The organism is Geodermatophilus sp. URMC 64 (assembly GCF_053502555.1).
Map to the genome: position 1 here is coordinate 1,806,343 of NZ_CP199955.1, position 18,340 is coordinate 1,824,682.

General features: G+C 74.1%; 12 protein-coding genes. 3 read left to right on the plus strand and 9 right to left on the minus strand.

Annotated elements, in window-relative coordinates; all coding sequences use genetic code 11:
• The first annotated feature begins 64 nt into the window (after window positions 1–64).
• Window positions 65–1,177, plus strand: a complete 1,113-nt coding sequence (locus tag ACWIYF_RS08940) for a PP2C family protein-serine/threonine phosphatase (RefSeq protein WP_448627767.1) — start codon at window positions 65–67, stop codon at window positions 1,175–1,177.
• 3 nt (window positions 1,178–1,180) lie between these two features.
• Here the strand turns inward: ACWIYF_RS08940 and ACWIYF_RS08945 are convergent, their stop codons facing one another.
• The 7 genes from ACWIYF_RS08945 to ACWIYF_RS08975 all read right to left on the minus strand — a co-directional run bounded on the left by ACWIYF_RS08945 (window position 1,181) and on the right by ACWIYF_RS08975 (window position 8,991).
• The gene (locus ACWIYF_RS08945; RefSeq protein WP_448627768.1) at window positions 1,181–2,845 is read right to left on the minus strand and encodes a PHA/PHB synthase family protein; all 1,665 of its coding nucleotides are present in this window, start codon (window positions 2,843–2,845) and stop codon (window positions 1,181–1,183) included.
• A gap of 144 nt (window positions 2,846–2,989) precedes the next feature.
• A complete protein-coding gene (locus ACWIYF_RS08950; RefSeq protein WP_448627769.1) occupies window positions 2,990–3,847 on the minus strand; it encodes an endonuclease domain-containing protein in 858 nt (285 codons plus the stop codon).
• Between the two features lie 90 nt (window positions 3,848–3,937).
• On the minus strand, window positions 3,938–5,416 hold the full coding sequence (locus ACWIYF_RS08955; protein ID WP_448627770.1) for an aldehyde dehydrogenase: 1,479 nt from the start codon (window positions 5,414–5,416) through the stop codon (window positions 3,938–3,940).
• Between the two features lie 10 nt (window positions 5,417–5,426).
• Window positions 5,427–5,855 carry an FmdB family zinc ribbon protein gene (locus ACWIYF_RS08960; protein ID WP_448627771.1) on the minus strand — a complete coding sequence of 143 codons (429 nt, stop codon included), beginning with the start codon at window positions 5,853–5,855 and terminating at the stop codon, window positions 5,427–5,429.
• Window positions 5,852–7,147 carry a hydroxyacid-oxoacid transhydrogenase gene (locus ACWIYF_RS08965; protein ID WP_448627772.1) on the minus strand — a complete coding sequence of 432 codons (1,296 nt, stop codon included), beginning with the start codon at window positions 7,145–7,147 and terminating at the stop codon, window positions 5,852–5,854. The genes ACWIYF_RS08960 and ACWIYF_RS08965 overlap by 4 nt, the downstream gene beginning before the upstream one ends.
• Before the next feature lie 22 nt (window positions 7,148–7,169).
• A complete protein-coding gene (locus tag ACWIYF_RS08970; RefSeq protein WP_448627773.1) occupies window positions 7,170–7,985 on the minus strand; it encodes an N-acyl homoserine lactonase family protein in 816 nt (271 codons plus the stop codon).
• Window positions 7,986–8,085: 100 nt separating this feature from the next.
• Window positions 8,086–8,991 (minus strand): SCO6745 family protein, encoded by a 906-nt coding sequence (locus ACWIYF_RS08975; protein ID WP_448627774.1) that lies wholly within the window; start codon window positions 8,989–8,991, stop codon window positions 8,086–8,088.
• A gap of 124 nt (window positions 8,992–9,115) precedes the next feature.
• Here ACWIYF_RS08975 and ACWIYF_RS08980 point away from each other — a divergent pair, with 124 nt between their 5' ends.
• Both ACWIYF_RS08980 and ACWIYF_RS08985 read left to right on the plus strand, forming a co-directional pair.
• Entirely contained in the window at window positions 9,116–11,437 is a 2,322-nt protein-coding gene (locus ACWIYF_RS08980; protein ID WP_448627775.1) for a transketolase-like TK C-terminal-containing protein, read from the plus strand.
• Between the two features lie 26 nt (window positions 11,438–11,463).
• Window positions 11,464–11,613, plus strand: coding sequence for a hypothetical protein (locus ACWIYF_RS08985; RefSeq protein WP_448627776.1), 150 nt, complete (start codon window positions 11,464–11,466; stop codon window positions 11,611–11,613).
• Window positions 11,614–11,698: 85 nt separating this feature from the next.
• Here the strand turns inward: ACWIYF_RS08985 and ACWIYF_RS08990 are convergent, their stop codons facing one another.
• Both ACWIYF_RS08990 and ACWIYF_RS08995 read right to left on the minus strand, forming a co-directional pair.
• Entirely contained in the window at window positions 11,699–12,148 is a 450-nt protein-coding gene (locus ACWIYF_RS08990; RefSeq protein ID WP_448627777.1) for a hypothetical protein, read from the minus strand.
• A gap of 188 nt (window positions 12,149–12,336) precedes the next feature.
• Complete coding sequence (locus tag ACWIYF_RS08995) at window positions 12,337–18,216, minus strand: DUF4011 domain-containing protein (RefSeq protein ID WP_448627778.1); 5,880 nt, start codon at window positions 18,214–18,216, stop codon at window positions 12,337–12,339.
• Between the last annotated feature and the right edge of the window lie 124 nt (window positions 18,217–18,340).

Here is an 18,340-nt window from a genome sequence, read left to right on the forward strand (position 1 = left end):
GCGGGGCCCCGCGGCGGTTCCCGGGGCACCGGCCGCCCGCCCGGTGCCTGTTAGGTTGCCAGCCGTGCGGCGACGACCGGATCGAGGCCGGTCCCGGCTGCCCGTGGCCGCCGGGCGGGTCGCCGTCCTCGTCGTGCTCCTCCTGGGCGTGTTCGTCCTGCTCCGGCTCAACGACCAGCCCGGTCTCGCCGTGGCCCTCTACGGCCTCGTCCCGATCGTGCTGGCCACCTTCTGGTTCGCCCTGCCCGGCGGGCTGCTGGCGGCGGCCGCGACGCTCGCGGCCTTCTTCGTCGACGAGTCCCTCTCGCCGTCCCCCGGCTTCACGCAGAGCGACCTCGTGCTCGCGATCGTCAACCGGGCGGTGATCTTCCTCGGCGTCCCGATCCTGCTCACGGTGCTGTTGCGCCGGGAACGCCGGCTGACCCGCGAGCTCGCCGTGCAGCGGACGGAGCTCGCCGAGTTCGAGTCCCTCCGGGCCGCGCTCACGCCGGCCGCCGTCCCGCGGCGGCCGGGACTGGACGTGGCGACGGCGTTCGTGCCGGCCGAGGGTGAGGTCGCCGGTGACTTCTACTTCGTGGTCGAGGGCCCCGGCGGCAGCACCACGGTGGTCGTGGGCGACGTCGTCGGTCACGGCCTCGAGGCCGCGCGCAGCGCCGCGTTCGTGCGGGCCACGATGGCGACCTTCGCCCGCTACACCGACGACGCGGCCGAGCTGCTGCAGCTGGCCGACACGGCGCTGACCGAGCGCGGAGGCCCCGTGTCGCAGTTCGTCACCGCGGTGGTCGTCAACATCTCCCGCGACGGAGAGCTCCGCTGGGCCACGGCCGGCCACCCCGCGCCCTGGCGCCTGGCCACGGCCGTGTCGCTGGCGGAGGGCGGAGCCGGCATGCCGCTCGGACTGGGCCTCGGGCAGCGGCGCCTGCCGGTCCACCGGGCCGTGCTCGACGGCGGCGTCCTGCTGTTCACCGACGGCCTGACCGAGGGCCGCAGCGCGCGGCGGCGGCCGGGCGCCGGCGTCGAGCTCTTCGGTGAGGAGCGGGCGCGGGAGGTCGTCCGCGCGCACCCCGACGCCGCGCCGGAGGCCGTGGTGACCGCGGTGGTCGCCGCGGTCACCACGTTCGCCGGCGGAGAGCTCGCCGACGACCTCTGCGTCGTGGCCGTCCGCGGCCGCCCCTAGAGGTCAGCTCGGCACGCGGTCCAGGACGTAGGCGCCCGGCGCCGGCTCGATCGGCGGGTAGGAGGTGCTGCCGAGCTGGGCCGGCGCGTCGACCAGGTCGCCGGAGCGCTCGATCGTCCACTCCGCCCAGTGCTCCCACCAGCTGCCGCTGCGCTTGGTCGCCGACGCCTTCCAGTCCTCCGGGTCCGGCCCGGGCGCGCCGCCGACCCAGTACGAGGACTTCGGGTTGCCGGGCGGGTTGACCAGGCTCTGGATGTGCCCGCTGGAGCTCAGCACGAAGGTGCTCGGCCCGGACAGCAGCTGCGTCGTCCGGTAGGTGCCCTTCCACGGCGTGAGGTGGTCGGTCAGCGCGCCGGTGACGAACGTCGGCACGGTGATGTTGGCCAGGTCGACCGGCGTCCCGAGCACCGAGGTCGCGCCGGGGACGACGAGGGAGTTGTCCCGGAAGATCTGCAGGAACTGCTCGTGCAGCGCCGCGGGCAGGTTGGTGCCGTCGGCGTTCCAGGCGAGGATGTCGAAGGCCGGCGGGGCCTCGCCCATCAGCCACTGGTTGACCAGGTAGTTGAAGACCAGGTCGTCGGGGCGCATCCAGGTGAACGTCGAACCCATGGAGCGGGCGGTGATGACGCCGCCGGTCTTGGAGATCCGCTTCGCCAGCCCGAGGATCCGCTTGCCGGAGAACGCCCCGAGCGGCGCGCGGCTGTCGAAGTCGAGCAGGGTGACCGCGAAGCTGGCGCTGTGCACGGAGGTGTCGCCGAGCGCGGCGAGGTGGTTGAGCAGCGTCGTCTGCACGATGCCGCCGGCGCAGAAGCCGAGGGTGTTGACGTCGTCCGAGCCGGTGATCGACTTCGCCACCGCGACCGACCGGCGGACCCGCTCGGCGTAGGTGTCGAGGTCCCAGTGCGCGTGCTTGCGCGACGGGTTGCGCCAGCTGATCAGGAAGACCTGCAGACCCTGGGCGACGGCGTGCTCGACGAAGCTGCGCCCCGGCCGCAGGTCGAGGAAGTAGTAGCGGCCGATCGGCGGCGGCACGATCACCAGCGGCCGCTGCCGCACCTGCGGCGTCGACGGCCGGTACTGGATCAGCTCGATGACGTCGTCCCGGTAGACCACCGAGCCCTTCGTGCAGCCGAGGTCGCGGCCGACCTGGTAGGCCGAGCGGTCGGTCTGCTGCGGCATGCCGCCGTTGGTCCGGACGTCCTCCGCCAGGTTCTTCAGGCTCCGGACGACGCTGGCGCCACCGGTGTCGATCGCCCGCTTCACCGCCGCCGGGTTGCCCAGGAACGTGTTGGTCGGGGCCAGGGCGCTGGACAGCGCGTTCACCGTGAAGCGGGCGCGCTCCACCTTGCGCCACTCCGCGCCGTCGGCCTCGTACCGCTCGACCAGCCGGTCCAGGGACGACGCCAGCGCCAGGTAGGACTGGCCGAGGCGCCGGTAGGCCGGGTTCGACGTCCAGGCGGGGTCGGCGAACCGCTTGTCCCCGGCGGGGTCGATGGCGTCCGTGCCGCGGACGATGCCCGCCAGGTCCCGGCCCAGGCCCACGGCCTCGCGGGCCAGCCGCCGCGGGTGCAGCAGCGCGCCGGCCGCGTCCACGGCGGCGGCGCCGACGGGGGGCGGGGCGACGGCCTCGGCGGCGTCGGGTACGGGCGTCTTCGGAGCGGCGGTCACGCAACCTCCAGGAGAGCGAACTGGATGGTTTCGGACGCTAAAGGTCCGTTGCACAGGCCATCCAGGGACCTCCGGCCCTGCTCACCCGAGGGATCGCTCACAACCGGCCGGTAACTACTGGGGCCAAAGTGGCCACTTTGGCCGTCAGTGGGCCAGGGCCTCGCGCACGCGGACGACAACCGCGTCGAGATCTCGCAGATCCGCCGCGCTGAGCCGGATCACGCGCCACCCGGCGGCCAACAGCCGCTCGAACCGGGCATCGTCGCGGACGATCTGCGCGCCGTCGAAGTGGTACGCGCCCTCGTACTCCACCGCGAGCCGCGCTTCCGGCCAGGCGAGATCGACCCGGGCGACGAACAGGCCGCCGACCCTCACCTCGAACTGCGGCACCGGCTCCAGCCCGCCGAGCGCCAGTGCGACGCGGACGCGGGACTCCGGTGCCGACTCCGCCCGCCCGTCCACGAGCGAGAAGGCGCGGCGGACTCGGGTGACTCCCCATCTGCCCGCGCCCGTATCGACCATGGCGGTCAGGCTTGTGCCCTCCACCGTGCCGGCACGAACCATCGCGTCCAGGGCAGCCACCGCGGTACCCAGCGGCTCCAGGGCGGCGACGTCCCAGGCGGTGCGCAGAGCCGAGCTGACAGGCACGCCATCGAGCAATTCCACGTCGAGCAGGGACAACTCGGTCCGGTGGACCTTCACTCCCCGCGGGCCCTTCCACAGCACGTTCGCCGGGCGCAGGACGGTGACCGGGTCGTGGGTCCCGGCGAACGCGGCACCGTGCCAGGCAGCCGCCGAGTGGCCCCCGATGGCCGCGCCCTGGGGGAGGAGGAGCGCCACCGCCCGGCAGCGCAACTGGTGATCGAGAGGCAGAGACGGATCCGCGTAGACGCCCTGCACGAGCCGGCGGTAGCTGCGCTCGCGCAGTTGCCTGCGGGTGAGCAGACCGTCCGCGATCGCATGGCTACCGATGAACACTCCGGGCAGCAGGCGTCGAGTCACCGGGCGAGCGTGGCCGACCAGCGCGGTCGCCCGCCGCCGCCGTCCACAGGAGGGCCAAAGTGGCCACTTTGGCCGTACGGGGGGTGGGCGCTAGCCGAGCTGGAAGGGGTCGCGCGTGCCGCCGGTGAGCTCCACCCACACCGACTTGGTCTCGGTGTACTCGTCGATCGCCTCGATGCCGTTCTCCCGGCCCAGCCCCGAGGAGCCGAAGCCGCCGAAGGGCATGTTGGGCGCCACCACCCGGTAGGCGTTGACCCACACCGTGCCGGCCCGCAGTTTCGCCGCGACCCGGTGGGCGCGGTGCACGTCCTTGGTCCACACCGACCCCGCCAGCCCGTACGGGGTGTCGTTGGCCAGCTTCAGCGCCTCGTCCTCGTCGGTGAAGGTCACCGCCGCCAGCACCGGCCCGAAGACCTCCTCGCGCACGATCGTGTGCTGCGGCCCGACGCCGGTGACCACGGTCGGCTGCACGAACAGCCCGCCCTGCTCGGCCGGCGAGCCCCCGCAGGCGAACGTCGCGCCCTCCTCCCGCGCGCCCCGCAGATAGCCGAGCACCTTCTCGTACTGCGGCCGGTTGGCCACCGGGCCCATCTCGGTCTCGGGGTCGGTCGGGTCGCCGAGCCGGATCGTGCGGGCCCGCTCGGCCACCTTCGCCACCAGCGCGTCGTGGACGTCGGCGTGCACGATCAGCCGCGAGCCGGCCATGCAGGTCTGCCCGGTCGCCGCGAAGACGCCGGCCACCAGGCCGTTGGCGGCGGCGTCGAGGTCGGCGTCCGGGAAGACGATCTGCGGGCTCTTGCCACCGAGCTCCAGCGTCACCCGGTTGACGTTGGCCGCGGCCGCCTGCGCCACCCGCACGCCGGTCGCCGTCGAGCCGGTGAACGCCACCTTGTCCACGCCGCGGTGCCCGGCCAGCGCGGCGCCGGTCTCCCGGTCCCACGCGGTGACGACGTTGAGCACCCCCGCCGGCAACCCGGCCTCGTGCAGGATCTCCGCGAAGGCGACCGTCGAGGCGGGGGAGTGCTCCGAGGGCTTGACGACGACGGTGTTGCCCGCGGCCAGCGCCGGCGCCAGCTTCCAGGTGAGCAGCAGCAGCGGCGAGTTCCACGGGGTGATCGCCGCGACCACCCCGACCGGCTCCCGGCGGGTGTAGCCGAAGTAGTTCGCGTTGACCGGCGGGATGGTCCGGCCCTCGAGCTTGTCGGCCAGCCCGGCGAAGTAGTGGAACCACTGCGGCAGCACCTGCATCTGCCCGCGCATCTCGCGCAGCAGCTTGCCGGAGTCGCGGACCTCCAGCAGCGCCAGGCGCTCGGCCGCGGCGCCGACGGCGTCCGCGCAGGCCCGCAGCACCGCCGCCCGCTGGAAGCCGGTGAGCGCGCCCCACTCGCCGTCGAACGCCGCGCGGGCCGAGCCGACGGCGGCGTCGACGTCCTCGGGGCCGCCGTCGGCCAGCCGCGCCCACGGCCGGCCGGTGTAGGGGTTCATCGACTCGAACGTGCGCCCGCCCAGCGCGTCCACCGCCTTGCCGTCGATGAACAGGCGGAACTCCTCGAGCCGCTCCTCGGCCATCGCGATCCCCCTAGGTCGTCGTCTCCGTCCCGTGCGAGTGCCCGTGCGAGTGCGAGTGCGGATGCGCGTGCGAGTGATCCGGCACCGGGTCGCCCGCCCGCAGCGGGGCCCCGTGGTAGCGGCCCTCGTGCGCGAGGATCGGCCGCTGGTCCCCGCGCAGCTCCTCGTGCTTTTCCTCGAGCTTCTGCCGGGCACCCCACTCCCGGCGCAGCTGCCCGAGGTACTCGCGGTTGCCCTCGTAGGTGCCGCGCCAGGTCTGCGGCATCAGCTCCATCGGCCGGCCCGGGTCGGCCTGGCCGGCCAGCGCGACCCGCGAGGGCACCTTGACGGCGGAGGCGCCGCACGGGCAGGCGGCGGTGTCGCTCGCCGCGAGCGGGGCCATCGCCTCGAAGCGGTGCCCGGCGGTGCAGCGGTAGTCGTAGAGCGGCACCGCCGTCACCAGTTCTCGATGGACTTGCCGAAGATGTCGGCGATGTCGTCCTCGGTGACCGGCCGGGGGCAGGTGGCCAGCAGCCGCTGCTGCTTCATCGTGCCGGGCACCAGATCGGGGATGTCGGCCTCGGTGTAGCCGACCGCGCCGATGCCGTTGGGGATGCCGATGTCGCGCATCAGCTCGATGAGCACGGTCGGCAGCTGCTCCCGCGGGTCGTTGGCCTTGTCGGTGTCCGGTCCCAGCATCGAGGCGGCCTTGAGGTGCCGCTCGGGCGCGGACTCGAAGCTGAACCGGAAGGCCTCGGGCGCGGTCAGCGACACCGACATCCCGTGCGGGACCATCGGCTCGTCCTGCGGGTAGCCGGACGGCCGGAAGTCCTTGACCATGCCGGCGATCGGGTAGGCGTTGGCGTGCGGGATGTGCACGCCGGAGTTGCCGAACCCCATCCCGGCGAACGTGGCCGCGGCCATCATGTCGGTGCGCGCGCCGATGTCGTCCCCCTCGTGCACGGCCTTGCGGAACGACCGCGCCAGCAGGGTCATCGCCCGCTCGCACCACAGGTCCGAGATCGGGTTGGAGCCGCAGTAGGTGACCCGTGCCTCCGGCTGCTTCTTGTCGAAGGTCTGGTACCAGCGGGCGGTGTAGCTCTCCAGCGCGTGGCACACGATGTCCATGCCGGACGCGGCGCTGACCTCCGGCGGCAGGGACAGCGTCAGCAGCGGGTCGACCACCGCCAGGGTCGGGCGCAGCCGCCAGTGGCTGATCCCCGTCTTCACCTTCATCGAGAGGACGTCGAGCACGCACATGGCCGTGCTCTCCGACCCGGTCCCGGCCGTCGTCGGGACGGCGATCAGCGGCTTGAGCTGCCCCTTCGGTGCGCGCGCCTGCCCGATCGGCTTGTTGATGTAGTCCATCAGCTCACCGCCGTCGGTGGTGAGCAGGTTGACCGCCTTGGCCGTGTCGATCGCCGAGCCGCCGCCGACGGCGATGAACCCGTCCCACGGCCCCTGCGCCTTGGCGTAGCCGGCCGCCTTGTCCATGCTCTCGTCGGTCGGCTCCACGTGGACGCCGTCGAAGATCTCCGCGCGGATCTCGTACCGGGTCAGCGAGTCGGCGATCCGCTGCGGCAGGCCGGCGGCGTGCACGTTGGCGTCGGTGATGATCAGCACCCGCTCGACGCCGTACTGGGACAGGTCGAAGCCGATCTCGTCGACGGCGCCGGGGCCGAACTTCAGGGGCGGCGCGCCCCACGTGAAGATCGTCTCCTCGGTCTGCGGGGGGTCGTACGTCGCGGTCATCGGTCGCGCTCCTCGTCCGGGGTCAGCGGTAGCTGCCGGCGGGCGCCGTCCGCAGCTGGTGGATCTGGTCCGCGTCGTGGCCGAAGACCACGGTCGCGTTCGTCTCCTCGGCGATGCCGCGGATCTTCTCGACCGAGGCGTAGAACTGCTCGAGGTTGTTCACGATCGCCGCGGGCACGGTGGGCGGCCCGTAGCTGGCGCCCATGTAGACGGCGTCGGCGGTGAAGATCATCGTGCCGCTCTCGGCCAGGTCGACCCGCATCGACATGCTCCCCGGCGTGTGCCCCGGGGTCTGGATGAAGCTGACGCCCGGGAGGAAGTCGGTGACGTCACCGGAAACGGTCTCGAACTGCAGCCCCTCGTAGTCGGCCTTCAGGTGGGCGCCGTTGAACGGCCCGTCGAAGGCGTGGCACCACTCGTGCTCCTTGTCGCTGCACACGAGCCTCGCGTTCGTCCCCTCGAACAGCCGGGCGTTGCCGGCGTGGTCGAAGTGCAGGTGCGAGAAGACGACGTAGTCGATGTCGCCGGGCGCGATGTTGAGCTGCTTGAGCCGGGAGTCGAGGTACTCGTCCTCGGAGACCTTGTCGTAGGGGAAGAAGTCCTGCAGGCCGGTCGGCCCCCAGCGCTCCTCCCAGTCACGCGGGCAGCTGGTGTCCCACAGCAGCCGGCCGTCGGGGGTGTCGACCAGCACGCAGTGCGTGGGGACGTCGACCCACTCGGCCGGCTGATCCTTGTTCTGGCGCGAGCGCATGGCTCGCCCCGGAGCCAGCAGCAGCCAGGTGAGGTCTGCGGTCATGGCGCCGCAGGGCAGGATGCTGACGGTGGTCTCCGTGGCCATGGGGGTCTCCCTCGCGCTGAGAGATGGGTAGGTGCCTTGCGGCTGGTGACTGCACCTTTCGCCCGACCGAAGAGTTGTGTCAAGCGTCACATGGACGCGGTCAGCCGCTGACGCGTTTGTAGAGGTCGGGCGGGGCGACACCGGCGGCGACGACGGCGTCCGACCACTCCTCGAGCTGCCGGATCAGGCCGTCCAGCTCCGGGCCGACGGCGTCGAGCGCGGGCCGCAGGGCGGCGTCCGTCCGCTGCTCGATCCCGTCGCGCAGCCGCCGTCCCTCCTCGGTGAGCCGGCCGTCGGCGACCAGGCCGCGGGCGGCCAGCTCGGCGTCGGCCGCGGCCATGACCTCCGGCGCCCAGCCGCGGGTGCCGGCGTAGGCGGTCGGCGCCCAGCCGATCCAGTACTCGGTCAGCAGGTTCATCTGCACGCCGCTGATCCCCGCCGCGACGTTCGCGGCGATGTGCACGTCGCCGCGGTACTCGCGCAGCAGGGTGCACGCGTGCCAGAGCTGCCCCAGCGGATCGGCCGGCCAGGGCAGGGAGACCTGCCCGGCGAACAGCGGGCGCCCGGCGAGGTCCGCGGCGCAGACGTCGGTCGCGGCACGCAGCAGCCCCACGGCCTCGGTGACGTCGGCGTCGCCGAGGACGGCGCGCAGCGTCTCCACCACGCCCTCCTCGCGGGCGGCGAGGACGTCGGCCCGGGACGCCTTCGCCCGCCCCTCCTCGTACCAGGAGGTGAGGACGGCGGTCTCGAAGACGCCGAACGCGGCCACCACCACCTGCGGCACCGGCTCACCCATCGGCGCCGTCCGCCCCCAGACGTAGCCGGTGATGAAGTCCAGCCCCAGCGCCGCGAGCCGCTCGTTGACCGGCGGGCCCCACCAGCTGACCGTGGCGATCGCCTCGGCGGCGTCGCGCAGCCGGCGGGCCGGGGTGTCGGGCAGCGGGGGCGGCGTCCGCTCCTCCGCCGGCGGGACCAGGAAGATCGCCTTCGCCTCGGCGTAGTCCATGCCGCGCATCGTCGTCCCGGACGGCGGTGATCACCACGGCACGGATCACCACGGCAGGGATCACCACGGCACGCCGCATGGCCGAGACTGGACCCGCGCAGTGTCGCGTACCGAGGAGCCCGCCATGAGCCTGACCGCCGCCCGAGCCGAGAGCAGCACCGACTCCGCCCTGCGGCAGATCGAGCAGCGGCTGCTCTGGCTGGCCACGAACATCGTCCACCACGCCAACCGCGTGCGGCCCAACCCGACCGGGCTGAAGGTCGGCGGCCACCAGGCCTCCAGCGCGTCGATGGTCACGATCATGACCTCGCTGTGGCTGGAGCAGCTGCGGGCCGACGACCGGGTGTCGGTCAAGCCGCACGCCTCGCCGGTGCTGCACGCGATGGAGTACCTGCTCGGCCGGCTGGACCGGAAGTACCTGACCACACTGCGCGAGTTCGGCGGCCTGCAGTCCTACCCGTCGCGGCTCAAGGACCCGGTGCCGGCCGACTACTCGACCGGATCGGTCGGCATCGGGGCCACCGCGCCGATCTGGGGTGCGATCGCCCGCCGGTACGTCAACACCCAGCTCGGCGCCGGCGGCACCGGCCGGCAGTGGTCGCTGGTCGGGGACGCCGAGCTCGACGAGGGCGCCGTCTGGGAGGCGGTTCTCGACCCGATGGTCGCCGAGCTGGGCGAGGTCAACTGGATCGTCGACCTCAACCGCCAGTCCCTGGACCGCGTCGTCCCCACCTTCGGCGCGCCGCGGCTGTCGGGCATGTTCACCGCCGCCGGCTGGCAGGTGCTCACCGTCAAGTACGGCCGGCTGCTGGAGGAGCTGTTCGCCCGGCCGGGCGGTGCGGCGCTGCGCGAGCGCATCGACGACATGTCCAACGCCGAGTACCAGCGGATGCTCCGCCGGACGCCGGCCGAGCTGCGCGAACTCCTGCCCGGCGAGCGGCTGCGGTCGGGCGCGATCGCGCAGCTCATCGCCGACGTGCCGGACGACGAGCTGGTCGCCGCGGTGCGCAACCTCGGCGGGCACGACCTCTCCGCGCTGCGCGAGGCGTTCGACCGGATCGACGACACCCGGCCGACGGTGATCCTCGCGTACACGCTCAAGGGCTACGGGCTGGCGATCGAGGGGCATCCGCAGAACCACTCGGCGCTGCTCACCGACGCGCAACTGGCCGAGCTCGCCGACGACCTCGGCCTCGACGTCGCCGACCCGTGGGCGACGTTCCCGCCCGACAGCGACGCGGCCGCGCTGCTCGCCGAGGCGGCCGCCCGGCTGACCCGCGTCGAGCCGGTGGCCGAGCCGGCGCCGACCGTCCCCGCCGACCTCGGCCGCACCCCGCACGGGACGGCGACGACGCAGGCGGCGCTGGGCCGGACGCTGCTCGACCTCAACCGGGCCGCCCCCGAGGCCGGGCAGCGGATCGTGACCGTCAGCCCCGACGTGTCGAGCTCCACCAACCTCGGCGGCTGGGTGAACAAGGTCGGCGTCTGGTCGCACGAGGCGCGGCAGGACTGGTTCGCCGACGACGCCGAGACGATCCTGCACTGGCGCGAGCGCCCGTCGGGCCAGCACATCGAGCTGGGCATCGCGGAGACCAACCTGGTCGGCGCGATCGGCGAGCTGGGCGCCACCTGGAGCCGCTGGGGGCAGCCGCTGCTGCCGATCGGCGTCCTCTACGACCCGTTCGTGGAGCGGGCACTGGAGCCGTGGTCGTTCGGCATCTACGCCGGCGGGCAGTCGATCCTGGTCGGGACGCCGTCCGGGGTGACGCTGGCGCCCGAGGGCGGCGCCCACCAGTCGATCACCACGCCGTCGGTCGGGCTGGAGCAGCCGGGCTGCGTGTCCTACGAGCCGGCGTTCGCTCTGGACACCGAGTGGTGCCTGCTGGCGGCGCTGTCCCGGCTGGGCCGGCCCGGCGGCTCGTCGGCGTACCTGCGGCTGTCGACCCGGCCGGTGGACCAGACGCTGGCCCGGATCCCGCCGGATCCCGCCGCGCGGGAGCGGCGGCGCCGGCAGGTCGTCGCCGGGGCCTACCGGCTGCGGCACGACGTCTCCGATCCCGGCATCACCCTCGTCGCGATGGGCGCCGTCGTCCCCGAGGTGCTCGCCGCGGCCGAGCGGCTGGACGGGCTCGGGTTCCCCGCCGACGTCGTCGTCGTGACCAGTCCCGGGCTGCTGTTCCGCGCCCTGCAGGCCCGCCGCGGCCTGGACGACGGGCCGACCTGGATCCTCGAGTCCGCGTTCCCGGAGGACCGGGCCGCGCCGATGGTCACCGTGCTCGACGGGCACCCGCACACGCTGGCGTTCCTCGCCGGCGTCCGCGGCGTGCCGGGAACGCACCTCGGCGTGACCTCGTTCGGCCAGAGCGGTGACCTGGCCAGCGTGTACGAACTGCACGGACTGGACACCGAGACCGTGGTGGGCGCGGCGCTGGACCTCGTCGACTGACCGGACCGAGAAGGGGAGACACACACGTGAAGCTGATGCGCAGCGCGATCGCGGCCGCGATCGCCAAGAAGGTCTTCGACGAGGCACGCAAGCCGCAGAACCAGCAGAAGATCAAGGACCTGATCGCCCAGATGCAGAACAAGTCCGGCCCGAAGCGCCCGAGGGGCCGCTACTGATCGAGTCCCGCGTTGATCATCGGCAGGTGGTTGCCGCCATCGGCGTGTCCACCAGCCACCTGCCGATGATCGACCGCGAAAGCGCTCAGCTGACGCGCCAGCGGAGCTGACCGCTCCCGCCGAGGATGCAGACCAGCGGTCGGTCGGCGGCGGTCACGGCGACCGATCCCTCGGCCGGGCAGGGCTTGCCGGGGCTGTCGCCGCCGACCGCGTCGGCCGCGGGGACGGCGACCGGCTCGGGGGACGGCGCCGTCGTCGTCCCGGGCGGGGCCGGCTGGGGTGCCGACGGGACGACGGGCGCCTCCGGGACCGTCGACGTGGGCGCCGCCTCCCCGTGCGGCAAGCCGCCCCGGCCCGTGGGCTCCGTGGCCGGATCGGTCCTGAGCGAGGAGCCGTCGTCCGGCCGCTGGGACCCGGCCGGCGCCGTCACCGTCAGGCCGCCGACGAGCGCGAAACCCACCCCGGCGGCCGCCACGAGCGCCGCCGTCCAGCGGGCGGACAGCGGACGGGTGCTGCGGTCTTCGGACCAACGCACGGCGGTCGCCTCCAGGTGCCGAGAGTGCACCGACGGTAAGCAGGCGATATCGCAGCGTTCCGGCTGCCGCGCCCCAGCGGCGCCGAGGTCGTGACGCGTGTGACTGGTGGGGCGTTCTCCGCCGGCGGGGCAGGGCAGCCACCGTTCACTACCGGGATTTCTGTACCGAAAGCCCGGAGGGGCGGACGTCAGTCCGCGTTGATCAGACCCGACTCCTGCTCGGCGAGCCGGCCGTCGGCGAGCGCGGCGTCGAGGGCGGCCTCCAGCAGCGGGGCGATCGTCGGCGTCCGCCGCTTGTAGCCGAACACCGTCGCCGCCTGGGTGAGCAGCTCGTCGCGCGCCATCCCCGCGGCCGCGCGGCAGAGCGCCGCCATCGCGTTGACGATCTCCTCCGGCGGCACGTGCTCCAGCGGGCGCTCGCTGCTGGCCGCCTGCCGGCGGAAGACGGCGTACTCCGCGCGGTCGGCGCCGTCCGGCCACATCCAGGCGTCGGCCAGCGCCGAGGGCGGCAGCACCGCGAGGATCGCGTTCCTCCGCGCCTCCGTGACCCGGTTCAGGCCGAACGCCCCCGCGGTCAGCCGCACCAGCCGGTCGACGTGGATCGGCCCCTCGGCCTTGATGCCGGCGGTCAGCACCCGCCGCACCGCCCGCGCCGACTTCGCCGCCGGCAGCTCGTCGAGCACCGTCTTCTCGCCGGCGGTCCGCGGCGTCCACGGCACGAACGCCGTCTCACCCTCGAGGACCGCGGGACCGGCCGGCGTGGGCGCGGCGGGCTTCGGCCTGGGCGCCGGCGCCGGGGCCGGAGCCGGGGCGGCCGGCACCGCGACCGACGCGGTCACCGACGCCCGCAGCGCGGCGACGCCCTTGAACGACTCGACCGCCGCGGTGGGGAAGGGGATCGGCGCCGGGACCTCGACCGGGGCCGACTCGATCGCCGTCGCCAGCTTCTCGACGACCGCCGCGGGGTCGGCCAGCCACGACGGCAGCCACACCCGCTCGACCACCGGCCAGCGCAACAGCCCGCCGAGCACCTCGACCGGCAGCCCGTCCCGGTCCCCGACGGTTCCGCGGCGGGCCCAGGACGGCCCGTCCAGCAGCACCGCCATCACCGGGGTGTCGGGGTCGGCGGCGCGCGCCACCGACAGGTCGATGCGGAACTCCGACAGGCCGACGTCGGTGCGCACCACCAGGCCGCGGTCGCGCAGCGCGGCGGCGATCTGCTCGCGGTGCCGGTCCACGACCGCGGTCGAGCGGGCATCCCGCGGCAGCACGTCGGTGCCCATCGCGGCCAGGTCCAGGTAGGCCCGCAGGTGCTTGATGCCGACCGAGGAGGTCTCCTCGGCCCGCAGCTGCCCCGGGTCGAACGACGAGAAGACGACGACCTGCCGCCGCGCGCGGGTCACCGCCACGTTGAGCCGGCGCTCGCCGCCGACCCGGTTCAGCGGGCCGAAGTTCAGCGGCAGCTGCCCCTTCTCGTTCACCGAGAACGCGGTGGAGAAGAAGACGACGTCGCGCTCGTCGCCCTGCACGTTCTCCAGGTTCTTGACGAACAGGCCCTCGCCGTCGGAGCGGTCCAGCGCCTCGGTCAGCCGCTCGTCGTCGGCCCCGTTGTCAGCATCGCGCAGCAGCGACTCGATCAGCGCCCGCTGCTGGGCGTTGAAGGTCACCACGCCGATCGACGGCAGCGTGCCCGGCGACAGCGCGAAGCGGCGCCGGATCTCCGCGACGATCGCCTCGGCCTCGACCGGGTTGGTGCGCAGCAGCCGTCCCCCGCCCGAGCGGTGGAAGGTGCCGTTCACGCGCACCAGCGAGACGCCGCGGCCGTCCGGCTCGGCCGACGGCCGCCCGTGGGTGGGCGCCGGGAACGACGAGAGCCGGTTCTCGTAGTACTGGCCGTTGGAGAACGCGATCAGCGACTCGTCCTGGCTGCGGTAGTGCCACGACAGCCAGTGCCGCGGCACCCGCGCCTGCACGCACTCGGAGAGGATCGACTCCTCGTCCTCGACCGCGGTGCCGCCGAAGTCCGAGGTCTCGTCCTCCGCGCCGGTGGTCGGCTCGGCGAACGACGTCGGCGGCATCTGCCGGGAGTCGCCGACGACGACCGCCGTCCGTGCCCGGCCCAGCGCGCCCACCGCGTCGGCCACGCGGATCTGCGAGGCCTCGTCGAAGACGACGATGTCGAACAGCCGGGTGTCGGCGGGGAAGAACCGCGCCACCGAGTCGGGGCTGACCAGCACGATCGGCATGACCGTGGTGATCAGCTCGCCGTACTGCGCCAGCAGCGCCCGCACTCCCAGGCCGCGCCGCTGGCGGGCGAGCTCCCGCTGCAGCGCGCCGACCTGCCCGGCGCCCAGTGCCGCGTCGAACGGCCGCGCGTCGATGACCGCGGCCGGCAGCGCCGAGGTCAGGTGCCGGCGCACCGCCTGCGACGCCGCGGTGAACCGGCGGATCGCCTTCTCGTGGAACTCGGCGTCGAACAGGTCCAGGCCGGTCGCGTCCCGCCGCTCCGCCACCGACGCCTCGGCGACGCCCCGGTCGAACGCGCGGACGGCGTCGTCGGCGTGGACATGGCCGCCCACCAGCAGCGCGCGCGCCTCGATCAGCCCGGCGGTGCGCAGCGGCTCCAGGGTGTCGAGGAAGGACACCCACCGGCGCAGCGACATCAGCCCGGGGTGCTCGACGCCGCGCTCGGGGCGGGTCATCGTCCAGCGCAGCGCGAGGCCGTCGTCCCCGGTCCACTGCGACAGCGCGGGGGAGGTGGTGCGGCAGACGTCGAGCAGGCGGACGACGGCGTCGCGCAGCCGGGTCACCTTCGTCGCGCCGGCCGGGTCGCCGGTCTCGCCGGCGACGATGAGCTTGCGCAGCGCGACGTGGAACGGCCCGGAGCCGTCGACCGCCACCGCGGCCCGCCGCAGCCACGCGACCTGGTGGTCGATCAGCCCCGGGTCGGTGAACGGGTTCCAGCCCTCGCGGACGGCGATCCCGGGGATGGACGCCGCCCGCGCGGCGATCGCCGTCACCCCGTTCTGGACCCGCCACAGGCCCTCGACGAGGGCGGGCACGTCCTTGGGCTTGACCGTCGCGTCCGGCTTGAGGTGCGCCGTCAGCCGGTCGCGGACGGCGATCAGCCGGCGCCGCCGGCCGAACCAGCCCGACGCCGCGGCGCTGTGCGCGGCCACGTAGATCTCGGCCAGCGGCAGGGTCAGCGCCTCCGGTGTGGCGACGTCCATGCCCGGGTGGCGGAACGCGGTGAACGCCGCGACCTCGCCCTGCATCGCCGCCGTGGCCGCCGTCCAGTACTCGCCGAACGTCTCGTCGAGGACGTCGAGGCCGACCGGCGGGCCGGTGAGCAGGTGCGCGACGGCGTCGAGGTCCTCGGGGGTCCGGGCGTGCCGCAGCACCGAGGCCAGCGGGGTGCCGACCGGCAGGTCGCGCACCGCCTCGTCGACCTCGACGGCGGCGGCGTGCGCCGCGGGCAGGTCGATGGCCGGCGAGTCGACGAACGCCCACGGGTGCCGCGGGGAGGGGCGGGTCAGGTCGGCGATGTCGGGCAGGAGCACCAGCGCGCGGCGCACCGCGGTCAGGGTCTCCTCGGACGCGCCAGCCACGAACGGCAGCGGCACCGGCAGCGTCGGCACGTCGGTGCCGGCCGACAGCTCCGCCGTCCGCGCCGAGTAGAGCGACAGCCCGGCGGCGTTCGGCGCGTGCAGCCGGTCGGCGTAGCGGGCCAGCAGCCGGCGGGCGCTGCGCAGGTCCTCGTCGTCGGCGGCCAGGCCCTGGGTGTCGACGGCGACGGCGTGCTCGAGCGCCTCGCGGATCTGCGCCCGCACCACCGACGCGCGGCTGCCCTTGTCGTGCAGGTCCAGGGCGAACGGGCCCATGCCGACGGCGTCCAGCCGGCGGGCGACGACGTCGAGGGCGGCCCGCTTCTCGGCTACGAACAGCACCCGCTTGCCGTCGGCGACCGCCCGGGTGAGCAGGTTGGTGATCGTCTGCGACTTGCCGGTGCCGGGCGGGCCCTCCAGCACGAAGGTGCGCCCGGCGGCCGCCTCGGCGATCGCGCGCAGCTGCGACGCGTCGGCGGGCGCCGGCAGCGCCGCGGCGAGCTCGTCGAGGTCGGCGAACTCGGCACCGCCGCGGACGGGGTCGTCGAACGGCTCGTTCGGCTCGTAGACCAGGTGCTGCACCAGCGCGTTCTCGGTGAAGCGGGCCCAGTGCTCGTCGAGGTCCTTCCACAGCCGGTACTTGGCGAACTGCAGGATCGCCAGGTCCGCGGTCGGCTCGACGCGGTAGGGCAGCCGGTAGCCGACCAGCGCCGTCCGCATCGCCTCCAGCGCGGCGTCGAGGTCGACGCCGGCGCCGTCCGTCGTCGGCTCGGCGAGCTGGGGGACGGTGAGCCCGTGCAGCTGGCGCAGCTTCTCGAGCAGGCAGTAGTTGGGCGTGCTGGAGCCGGACTCGTCGAGGGCGATCCGGTAGCCGCCGGTCCGGCCGGTGGGCGTGAGCGTGACCGGCACCAGGATCAGCGGCGAGCGCAGCGGCCGGCCGTCGAGCTCCCACACCAGGCTGCCCAGGGCGAGGAAGAGGTTGTTGGCGCCGGTCTCCTCGACCACGGTCTTGGCCTTGTAGGCCAGGTTGCGCAGCTTGGGCAGGTAGCCGGCCTCGGTCACGTCGGCGTGCACCGAGCGCCGCTCGACCAGGGCCTCGGCGAGCTGCTCGTCGGGCAGGTCGCGGGCGGTGGCGGCGCCGCGCTCCCGGGCGACCGCGGCCAGCTGGTCGGCCGGCAGCAGGGTGATCGGCGTCCCGTCGTGGACGAAGTTCTCGAGGACGCCCAGCGACCCGCCGGGGACGACGAGCGGCAGCCCGGCACGCTCGGTGTAGTTGATCAGCCGGTTGCGCAGCGAGAGGTCGAGCAGCGCGTTCTTCCACTGCTGCACGCGCGGCGGCGCATCGGGGCGGACGGCGCCCTCCCGCGGCTCGGCCGGGGGAGCGGCGTGCCGGGATTCGGTGGGGCGGTACTCGACGATCTGCAGGACGCCGTCGGCGTCGCGGGCGCGGGCGGGCAGCGGCAGGATGCCGTCGCGCCGGGCGCGGTGCACGTCGGTGACGCCGAGGACCCGGTCGAGCTCGCCGGTCAGCCAGTCGGCGTAGGCGGGGCGGGGCGTGCCCTCGGCGGTGAGCTGCGTCGTCTCGACCAGGCCGATCAGCCCGAGGTCGACGAGGTTGACCAGCGGCGCGACGTCGGTGGTGGCGGCGCTCTCGGCGCTGCGCTCCTCCCGCCAGTAGCCCAGGAACGCGTGGCCCTCGGCCAGCCACAGCAGCGGCCGGACGCCGGCCTGCTCCAGCGCGGCGGCGAGCAGGACGACGGTGTCCAGCGGTGTACCCACCCGCCAGGTCAGGACGTCGCCGGGCGTGCGGACCTGCTGGCCGATCTCGGCCCAGCTGGCCGGCGGCTCGCTGAAGCGGATGCCGTGGCCGCGGATGGCCTCGCCGAGCGCCGCGACGATCGCGTCGACCCGCTCCGGGCCGCCGTCGTAGCCGTCGACGAGGTCGCTGCCGGTGTCCCGGTCGAGGATCGCCGCGGCCTCCTCGACCAGGCCGGTCACCGCGGGGTGGTTGGGCTGCACGTGCGCGGCGAGCATCTCCAGCGCCAGCGGCACGGGGGTGGCCAGCCACTGCTGGGCGGCGAGCACCCGCACCGGCGTGCTGGCGTGCCCCAGGACCTGCTCGCCGGCGGCCACCTCGACGTCGATGAGCCCGGGGCGCTGGCTGTCGACCTGCAGCATCGCGGCCGGGTCGAGGGTGAGCGCGACGTCCGGCAGCACCGTCGTCCGGCCCTCGTCGAGGTCGGCGGTCAGCTCGACGGCGGTGCCGATCGGGCCCTCGGGGTCGCGCACCGACAGGCGCACCGTGGCGCCGCGGACCTGCGCGGTCGAGGTCAGCGCCAGCCGGTTGACCACCGGGACGCGGTTGTGCGCGAGCGCGTAGCTCAGCACGGGGGTGCTGGTGATCTCGACGGAGACCGACGCCGCCGGGACGACGTCGGCCGTCCGGAGGTCAGCGGTGTCCATGCGACTTGTCTACCGGGTGTGGACGGACCAGTCCGCCCAGGGGTCTGGTGTCCGGGGCGGGTGTGACGGGTGTGACCGATGGATGCCCGAGATCACAGCGTGGACACGTGGCGTGAGGCGCCGT